Genomic DNA, 8,724 nt, shown 5'->3' with positions numbered 1-8,724 from the left:
GCGCCCGCGACCGCCACTGCCGCTGGCCCGGGTGCGTCGCCCCGGCCGTGCGCTGCGCAGTCGACCACACCCACGACTGGGCCCTCGGCGGACCCACCGACGTCAGCAACCTCGCGAACCTGTGCCAGAGACACCACACCCAGAAGCAATTCACCCGCTGGACAGTCCGACAACTCCCCGCCGGGATCCTCGAATGGACCTCCCCCACCGGTCGGGTCTACACCGACGAACCCCTCCCCTACACGCCAGCGGTCAGATTCCTCCCCGACAAGGATCCCGCGACACCCGTACACGCCTCCCCACCACCGCCGCCACCACCGCCACCGCACCCCGGCCACAACCACGACCACGAACCCGCACCGTTCTAGGCGCCGCAGCGAACACCGGCGCCACCCCGAGCACCAGCGCGCCCGAACACCGGCGCCACCGCGAGCACCAGCGCCCGCGCACCGGCGCCCAAGTGGAGGCGCGCCCGCGCCGGGGGCGTCGTGCCCGCTCGGGACCGCGCGCCGGCGACGAGGCAGGCGCCGCGCACTACGCCAGCAGCGACCGCAGCCGCGCGTACTCCGCTGGGACGTCGTCCGGGTCGAGCGGCAAGGGCAGCTCGACATGTCCCCGGCGACGAGCACCCGCGGCTCGGGCAGCCATACCGCCGAGTGCCCCGGCGCGTGCCCGTCGTGCACCACGAGTTCGACGTCGAACGTCGGGGAGCCGGCATCCACCCGCCCCATCAGCTCGACCAGTTCAGCCGGGAACTCCGCCCCGAGCGCCGCAACCAAGGCGTCCCGCTCGAGGGCAGCGAGCTCGGCCGTCCGCGCCGAGGCCCACCGCGGCACATCGACGAACAACGGATGCCAGAGCAGGTGGTCGTGATGCGCGTGCGTCGCGAACCCCTCGGCGACCGGCAGCCCACGCCCCCGCAACGCGGCGGCGAGCGCGTCGAGTTCGTCCGGCATCCACGCCGGATCGATCAGCAGCGCCCGACCGGACTCGACGACCACGGTCGAGGTGGTGTGCATGACGCGACTCCTCGCGACGAGCACGCCGGGTACGACCTCGTGCAAGACAGGCGAACCGCCCCGTCCCTTCTATGCGCCGTCGCCGACTCGTCGCACACGCTGTGGCGACGACCGGGGCACCCGCTCGACCACACCCCGAGCCTCGAGGTCGACCTTGGTGTAGCGAACGTAGTTGGAGAGGCGGCCCCCGGGAAAGGCGGAGTGCGTTCCCAGACGACGCTGCGCCTCGTCCACGATGACCTGCAGAGGCACACTCCCGTCCTCGTCGGAGAACGCGTCGATGACCTCGAGGATCACCGCGACGAGGAGGTCGTATTGCTCGACAGCGATGGTCCACCCGTCGAGACCGCCGGGTCGCGTCGAGTTGAACATCTGCACACGACCTCGGGCCCTGCTCTCGACGTCCGCCTGCCACGCTTCGGGCGGGACCGGGGAGCTATGCGGATCATTCGTCACGAGGACGCTCCAAAAGGGCCTGCTCCCGCCCTGGCCGATCCGCGAAGACGATCTGCGACCCGGGCGTCTTGCCGTCTCCATCCACGCTGCACGTGATCCCCTTCGTTCGAAGTTCGCACAGTCGTAGAATCTAACAGATGCCTTTCGACCCTCACCACCCCGTCCTCATCGCGTGCCGACAGCTCGGCGCGGCGTTCGACTCTCGGGACGCGGAGATCGCCCACGCGCTCGGCGTCACGCGCAACGAATTACGCCTGCTGAACCTCCTCGAAGACGGTCCCCGCCCCCAGGTTTCCGTGGCGGGAGTCCTGGGCCTCAGTCGATCGGCGGTCACCTCCATCGCGGACTCACTGACCGAGCGGCGCCTCATCGAGCGATCACCGTCGACGGAAGACCGCCGGGTGAAGCTCCTGTCCCTCACCCCCGCGGTGTGGGGTGTCCTCGCCCAGCACTACCGCCCCGGAGGCGAACGGGTGATCGAGGCGATCGCGTCCGACTTTCCGGAGGACGCGGCGGCCGCTCTCGCGGAGACCCTGTCAGCGATCGCCGCCGCGATCCATCCGTCCCTCGTTACTCCGTCACCTCCGCGCGATCCACGCGGAATGTCTCCGTCCGCCCGTCCGGAGCCGTGATCGTTACCTCGGCCACGCCCGAGCCGCCCGGGAACACCCGCAGCGTGAGCCCGTCGAGGTAGTCGTAGTCGGGCCGATCGTCGCGCGCGCCCCACGGCAGGACCGCACCCGGCCGTACGTACAGCGGCAACGTATCGAAGCCGTGCGTCTCGCGCCGCCAGCCGCCACCCGTCACGCGCTCACCCGTGAGCAGGTGCGTCCACTCGCCCGCGGGCAGGTAGAACGTCACGTCACCAGACGCCGAGAACACCGGGGCCACGAGTACGTCGGGGCCGAGCATGTACTGCCGATCGAGGTGCAGCGTCGTGGGGTCCTCTGGGAACTCCAGCGCCATCGGCCGCATCAGGGGAACACCCGTCGCCGCGGCTGCACGCGCCGCCGCGTACAGGTACGGCATGAGCCTCAGCTTGAGCTTGGAGAACTGCCGCGTCACCTCGACGGCCTCGTCGTCGAACGCCCACGGCACCCGGTACGAGTCCGACCCGTGGAAGCGGCTGTGCGACGACAGCATCCCGTACGCGACCCAGCGCTTGAACACGGCGGGGTCGGGGGTTCCCTCGAATCCGCCGATGTCGTGGCTCCAGAACGAGAACCCGCTCCACGCGAGCGACAGGCCGCCGCGCAGCGTCTCGGCCATCGACGCGAACGTCGACGAGTTGTCGCCGCCCCAGTGCACGGGCATCGTCTGCCCGCCCGCCGTCGCCGACCGCGCGAATAGCACTGCCTCCCCCATGCCCCTCTCCTCGACGAGCACCTCGTGCACCGCGGCGTTGTACAGCTGCGCGTACAGGTTGTGCATCCGCTCGGGATCCGTGCCGTCGTGCCACACGACGTCGGTTGGGATCCGCTCGCCGAAGTCGGTCTTGAAGCAGTCCACGCCCTGCGCGATGAGGCGCCGCAGGTACGACTGGTACCAGCGCACGGCATCCGGGTTGGTGAAGTCGACGAGCGCCATACCGGGCACCCACAGGTCCCACTGCCACGGCGTGCCGTCCGGACGCCGCACGAAGTATCCGTTCGCGACCCCCTCCGCGAAAAGCGTGGAGCGCTGCGCGATGTACGGGTTGATCCACACCGACACGCGCAGGTCGCGGTCGTGGAGGCGTTGGAGCATGGCATCCGGATCCGGGAACACCCGGGTGTCCCACTGGAAGTCTGTCCAGTTGAACTCGCGCATCCAGAAGCAGTCGAAGTGGAACACCGACAGCGGCAGGTCGCGTTCGGCCATGCCGTCGATGAACGACGTCACCGTGGCTTCGTCGTAGTCGGTGGTGAACGACGTCGTGAGCCACGTGCCGAACGACCACGCCGGCACGACCGGCGGCCGCCCGGTGAGAGCGGTGTACCGCTCGAGCACGTCCTTCGGGGTGGGTCCGGCGATGACGAAGTACTCCAGAGCCTCGCCGGAGACCGAGAACTGCACGCGCTCCACGTTCTCCGACCCGACCTCGAACGACACGTGCCCGGGGTCGTTGACCAGCACGCCGTACCCGCCCGACGAGACAAAGAACGGCACGCTCTTGTACGCCTGCTCGCTCGAGGTTCCGCCGTCGGCGTTCCAGATGTCGACCGTCTGGCCGTTCTTCACGACGGGTCCGAAGCGTTCGCCGAGGCCGTAGATCGCCTCGCCGACGCCGAGGTCGAGCTGCTCGTGGACGAAATGCCGCGAGAACGGCACACCCGTGTCGGCCCCGGCGTTCGAGATCACACCGCTCTCGACATCCGCGCCGTCGGCAAGGCTCACGCGCCCCACCGAGCGATGCCCGCTCCCGGTGACCCGCCTGCCGTCGACCTCGAACGACAGGTCCCACGGCGCTCCCGGCGCGACGCGCGCGGTGAGCCGTCCCGCGGTCAGCGTGCCGCCCTCGACGTCCACAGCCCCGCCGCCCACGACGGCGCCCGGCAGCGCGAACCCCGCGGACCGCCGCGCGCCCTCATGATGGACGATCCGCACCCGCACGACGCCGTCGAGCGGCGACGACAGCGTCACGGTGAGGACACTGCGGTTCAGCACGTCGCCGCGCTTGGCGATGACCTTCGTCGGCGCATGCACGACCAGCCCCGGCCCGTCGGCGGTGTCGATCCGCTCGATGTCGTACGCCTCGGCGGCGTAGTCGACGGTGACACCCGGCCGCATGAGCCAGAAACCATCGGTGAACTTCATTACTTGACTGCTCCTGCCGTGATGCCGCGTGTCAGCGTGCGCTGGAAGATGAGGAAGAAGATCAGCGTCGGGATGATCCCCAGAAGCGCCGATGCGCTGATGGTGGTGACATCCATCAGTCGGTCGCCCTGCAGGACGCTGATCGCGACGGGCACGGTCTGGTTGTCGTTGGATGCCAGGAACGTCAGGGGGATCAGGAACTCGTTCCACGTCCAGATGAAGAAGAAGATGACGAGCACCGACAGCGTCGGACGACTGATCGGGAACACGACGCGCCAGAGGATCTGCCACCGGCTCGCGCCGTCGATCGCGGCGGCCTCGAGGATCTCACGCGGGAACGTGCCGTACACCGACGACAGCAGGTACGTGCCGAAGGCGGCCTGGATCACCGTGAAAACAATGATGACCGACAGCAGGTTGTCGTACAGTCCGACGGATTTGAACATGTAGTACAGCGGATACAGCAGCGCTTCCTGCGGGAGCAGGTTGGCCATGAGGAACAGCAGCACGATCCCGGTGCGGCCGCGCACCCGACCGATGCCGATCGCGAAGGCGTTGAGCATCGAGATGAGCACGGCGAGCACGGCGACGACGCCCGAGATGAGAATCGAGTTGCCGACCTTGCGCGGGAAGTCGACGCGGTTCCAGAACTCGACGATGCCGCCGAAGTCCAGTTGCTGCGGCAACGCGAGCGGGCCGGAGGTCGCGTAGTCGACCGGCGACTTGAACGAGTTCACGAGCACGAGGTAGAACGGCGCCAGCACGAGCAGTGCACCGACGACGACGAGCGCGAGCAGCAGCCAGTCGACCGGGCGGCGGCGGGTCATGCCACCGCGAGCTCCGCGGCGCGGCGGGCGGCCGCTCGTGGTGATGACGGCGGTGGAGGTCACAGTCCCGCCCTTTCCTTGCGTTCGAGCGAGGTCTGCACGCGGATGAACACGATCGAGACGATGACGACGAGGATCGTCAGCACCGTTGCGATGGTCGCGCCGTACCCGACGTTCCGCTTCGTGAAGAACTCCAGGTAGGCGTAGTACGCCGGGACGATGGTCGAACCCGCGGGTCCGCCCTGGGTGATGACGTAGACCGGGCCGAACACCTTCAGCGCTGCGATGGTGCAGGTGAGGGTGACGACGAAGATCTCGGGCCGGATGATGCTCATCGTGATCGCGGTGAACCGCTGGAACCAGTTCGCGCCGTCGAGTTCGGCGGCCTCGTACAGCTCGGGATCGACGCGCTGCAGGGCGGCCATGAACACCACGACCGGGTAGCCGATCTGCACCCACACGAGCACGACCATGAGCACGATGAGCGCCGACGGCATCTGGCCGAGCCAGTCGTACGACGGGATGCCGAGCCCGCCCAGGATCTGGTTCAGCGCACCGGTTGCGCCGGGGCGGACGATCCAGCCGATGACGATGCCGGCCACGGCGATGGGGAGGATCTGCGGCAGGTAGTAGGTGGCACGGAGGAAGCTTCCGACCTTGCCGCCGAACTTGCGACCGACGACGTCGAACAGCAGGGCCGCGACGGCGAGGCCGATCACGGTGGGGACGACGACCATCGCGAGGACCATCCACACCGAGTTGGCGAAGGAGGTCCAGAAGTCCTCGTCCCCGAGGAGCTTCGACCAGTTGTCGAGGCCGATGAACTCGGGGTCACCGATGCCGCGCCACTTGGTGAAGGTCAGGAACACGTTCCACACCAGCGGGACGACGACGATCACCAGCAGCAGCGCGAAGCCGGGCAGAAGGTACAGCCAGTAGGCGGCGGTACCGCCGCGGCGCTGGGGGATGGCCGGCTGCTCGGGCGGGAGCGCCACCCGAGCAGCCGGTCGAGTCAGAAGCGCCATCAGCGGAAGTCCGCCGTGCCTTCGTCGTACTTCTTCCCGAGGTTGGCGTTGGTCGTCGCCGGGTCCTGCGCACCGGTCACCAGCCCCTGCAGCTCCTGCACGAGGACGTCGTAGAAGCCGGGAGCGGGCCAGTCGGGGTAGAACGACAGGCCGTCGTCGTCGAGGACGCCGTTGAAGGTGTCGATGAGCTCCTTGCTCTTGGCATCCGTGATGTCGGCGGTATCGGCCGCGACGGGGACGCCGCCGTTGTTGCCGATGATCGCCTGGATCTCGGGGCTCATCGTGATGTCGATGAACTGGTACGCCAGGTCCTTGTTCTGCGAGCGTTCGGGAACGACCCACAGGTTGCCCGACGAGCCGAGCGACAGCTTCGAACCCGGGAAGGACGCGAGCGTCCAGTCGAACCCGGCCTCGGAAGCGAACCGGCCGTACCACCACGAACCCGAAACGAAGATGGGCGAGGTGCCGTTGATGAACGAGACGCCGGCGTCTTCGGCCTTGACCGACGAGACGTCGGAGGCGATGTAGCCCTTGTCGACGTACTCCTTGAGGGTCTCGGAGGCGTACGACACCTCGGAGCCGTTCCAGTCGACCGGGTTCTTGTACAGCTGGTAGTCGTCGACCCACGAGCGATCGGCCTCGGTCAGCGCGAGCTGGTACCAGAGCTGTCCGAGCGGGTACTCGGCGCCGGCCTCGGCGAGGGGCGTGATGCCCTTCGCGACGAAGGCGTCGAGCACGTCCACGAACTCGTCGTAGGTGGTCGGCACCTCGAGGCCCGCGGCGGCGAAGGCGTCGAGGTTGTAGTAGACGCCGACGAACTCGCCGTAGTTCGGCACGCCGTACCAGGTGTCGCCCCCCATGACGCCGTCGGCGGTGTACTTCGCCGTGGTCTGCAGCGACGGGGCGAGCTTGGCATCCCATCCGTACTCGGTGACGGCGTCGCTGATATCGGCGATGAGCCCGGTGCTCGCGAGGAAGCCCGCGGTGGCGTTGCCCTTGTTGAACTCCATGAGGTCGGGCGCAGCGTCGGTGTCGAGCACCTGGCTCGCCGTCTTCTGGATCTGCTCGAAGGACTTCTCCTCGATCTTCACCGTGGCGCCGGTCTGCTCTTCGAAGATCGGGACGGCGGCGTTCCAGGCCTTGGCCATCGCGCTGTCGTCGCCCTCGTAATGCCAGAGGGTGAGCGTCTGACCTTCGCCGTCGGTGGAGCCGGAGTCACCTCCTCCGCTGCAGGCCGAGAGGGCGAGGGTGGCGACGGTGATCGAGCCGACGGCCGTGAGGACTCGGGTCGCGCGTCGTTGTGCGTTCGTGCGTGCCATCGTTGGCACTCCTTTCACTGTGTTCCGCTGGGTGGTGGGTGTCCGCTAGCGGGGGCGGATGCGTCGAAGCGCTTCGATAATGGGCGAACGGCGCAGGCTGTGGAGTTGGGAGGGTCAGACGGAACGAACCGTGGCGACGGAGCCGCGGTCCAGGTAGGTCGGTGGAATGAGATGGAGACCGGATGCCACGGGCCGACCGGCGATCAGCTCGATGGCGAGGTCGACCGCGAGCTCGCACGAACTCTGCGGCACGAGGGGGATCGAGTCGACCGGGGTGGGCAGCGCGTCGGTGTCGAAGCTGCTGCCGACCGACACGATCGACACGTCACCCGGCACGCTCTTGCCGAGCGCGGCGAGCTCGAGCAGCGTCACCTGCAGCACCTCTTCGGGTGCGTGCAGGACGATGCCGGTCACCCCCGCAGCGACGAATTCGCGCACCGACTCCCGCACATGAGCCCGGTCGGTCACGACCTCGCCGGATGCCACGGCCCGGGCGTTCCCGCCACGCTCAGCCGCCCGCGCCACGACGGCACCGCGCACGCGGGGCGGGAAGTTCGATTTCTCGTACGCGCGCCGCGATCCGCCGATGAGCCCGATCTCGCGATGCCCGGCGTCGGCGAGCCGGTCGACCGCCTCGACCGCCGCGCGCTCGAAGTCGAGGTCGACGCACACGAGGTCGTCGTGGTCGTTCGGGATGCCGACGAACAGCGTCGGCGTAGAGCTGGCGCGCGCGATGTCGACGCGCGGGTCGTCCGGGGCGACATCGAGCACCAGGATGGCATCCACCAATCCGCTCGCCGCGACCCGCTTCATGCCGGCCGAGGCGTCTTCGTCGGTGAGGAGGAGCATGTCGTACTCCTTGCGGCGGGCAGCGACCGTCATCGCGTGCATGAACGCCATGTGGCTCGGCGCGTGGCTGTCCGCACGGAGGGGCTCGGACAGCGCGAAGATGTTCGTCTGGCTGCCGGCGAGCATCCGGGCGCCGGCATTCGGGCTGTACCCCAGCTCGCGTACCGCGGCCTGGATGCGGCGACGGGTCTCGGCCGACACCGGACGCTTGCCGCTCAGCGCGTAGGAGACGGTGCTGATCGACACGCCCGCAGCGCGGGCGACCTCGTCGATGCCTGCCATAGCGACTCCTTCGTAGCTGTCTAAGCGCTTCCGGGAAGCGCTTCGACGGCAAAGCTAGGCCACATCGAACGGAAGCGCAAGAAGTAAGTTGGCGCAGGCAACAAACCGCAGCGCCTACCGTGGCAGACTGCCGGGATGAGCCGCCACACGA

The 8,724-nt window shown here is 68.4% G+C and carries 8 protein-coding genes and 1 pseudogene; 2 read left to right on the top strand and 7 right to left on the bottom strand.

What is annotated here, in order from left to right; translation table 11 throughout:
* Positions 1–368: HNH endonuclease signature motif containing protein (locus D8Y23_RS15220; protein WP_164878268.1), on the top strand; the 368-nt coding region annotated here is incomplete at its 5' end.
* 276 nt (positions 369–644) lie between these two features.
* Here the strand turns inward: D8Y23_RS15220 and D8Y23_RS17285 are convergent.
* Positions 645–956 (bottom strand): annotated as a pseudogene (locus tag D8Y23_RS17285) (MBL fold metallo-hydrolase); the annotation flags it as partial.
* Positions 957–1,088: 132 nt separating this feature from the next.
* On the bottom strand, positions 1,089–1,475 hold the full coding sequence (locus D8Y23_RS15210; protein ID WP_164878267.1) for a DUF6958 family protein: 387 nt from the start codon (positions 1,473–1,475) through the stop codon (positions 1,089–1,091).
* 137 nt (positions 1,476–1,612) lie between these two features.
* On the opposite strand from D8Y23_RS15210, the gene D8Y23_RS15205 reads away from it, so the two are divergent.
* Complete coding sequence (locus tag D8Y23_RS15205) at positions 1,613–2,107, top strand: MarR family winged helix-turn-helix transcriptional regulator (protein ID WP_128218919.1); 495 nt, start codon at positions 1,613–1,615, stop codon at positions 2,105–2,107.
* Here the strand turns inward: D8Y23_RS15205 and yicI are convergent.
* From yicI to D8Y23_RS15180, 5 genes are all read right to left on the bottom strand, one after another.
* Positions 2,046–4,271: an alpha-xylosidase gene (gene yicI / locus D8Y23_RS15200; RefSeq protein WP_128218918.1), complete on the bottom strand. Its 2,226-nt coding sequence runs from the start codon at positions 4,269–4,271 to the stop codon at positions 2,046–2,048. The two genes, D8Y23_RS15205 and yicI, sit on opposite strands and share 62 nt — an antisense overlap.
* A complete protein-coding gene (locus D8Y23_RS15195; RefSeq protein WP_164878269.1) occupies positions 4,271–5,098 on the bottom strand; it encodes a carbohydrate ABC transporter permease in 828 nt (275 codons plus the stop codon). Before D8Y23_RS15195 ends, yicI begins: the two co-directional genes overlap by 1 nt.
* A 59-nt stretch (positions 5,099–5,157) precedes the next feature.
* The gene (locus D8Y23_RS15190; protein WP_128218916.1) at positions 5,158–6,123 is read right to left on the bottom strand and encodes a carbohydrate ABC transporter permease; all 966 of its coding nucleotides are present in this window, start codon (positions 6,121–6,123) and stop codon (positions 5,158–5,160) included.
* Complete coding sequence (locus D8Y23_RS15185) at positions 6,123–7,442, bottom strand: ABC transporter substrate-binding protein (RefSeq protein WP_128218915.1); 1,320 nt, start codon at positions 7,440–7,442, stop codon at positions 6,123–6,125. Before D8Y23_RS15185 ends, D8Y23_RS15190 begins: the two co-directional genes overlap by 1 nt.
* Before the next feature lie 114 nt (positions 7,443–7,556).
* On the bottom strand, positions 7,557–8,573 hold the full coding sequence (locus tag D8Y23_RS15180) for a LacI family DNA-binding transcriptional regulator (RefSeq protein WP_128218914.1): 1,017 nt from the start codon (positions 8,571–8,573) through the stop codon (positions 7,557–7,559).
* Positions 8,574–8,724 lie beyond the last annotated feature (151 nt).

The organism is Microbacterium enclense (genome assembly GCF_004022425.1).
Lineage (GTDB): Bacteria > Actinomycetota > Actinomycetes > Actinomycetales > Microbacteriaceae > Microbacterium > Microbacterium enclense_A.
The sequence above is the reverse complement of the archived record's forward strand: the minus strand, read 5'-3'. Positions and strand labels throughout refer to the sequence as shown.

Coding starts and splice junctions, on each gene's coding strand:
- D8Y23_RS15185 (WP_128218915.1), bottom strand. CDS start 7,442: ATGGCACGCACGAACGCACAACGACGCGCGACCCGAGTCCTCACGGCC.
- D8Y23_RS15195 (WP_164878269.1), bottom strand. CDS start 5,098: ATGACCCGCCGCCGCCCGGTCGACTGGCTGCTGCTCGCGCTCGTCGTC.
- D8Y23_RS15190 (WP_128218916.1), bottom strand. CDS start 6,123: ATGGCGCTTCTGACTCGACCGGCTGCTCGGGTGGCGCTCCCGCCCGAG.
- D8Y23_RS15180 (WP_128218914.1), bottom strand. CDS start 8,573: ATGGCAGGCATCGACGAGGTCGCCCGCGCTGCGGGCGTGTCGATCAGC.
- D8Y23_RS15205 (WP_128218919.1), top strand. CDS start 1,613: ATGCCTTTCGACCCTCACCACCCCGTCCTCATCGCGTGCCGACAGCTC.
- yicI (WP_128218918.1), bottom strand. CDS start 4,271: ATGAAGTTCACCGATGGTTTCTGGCTCATGCGGCCGGGTGTCACCGTC.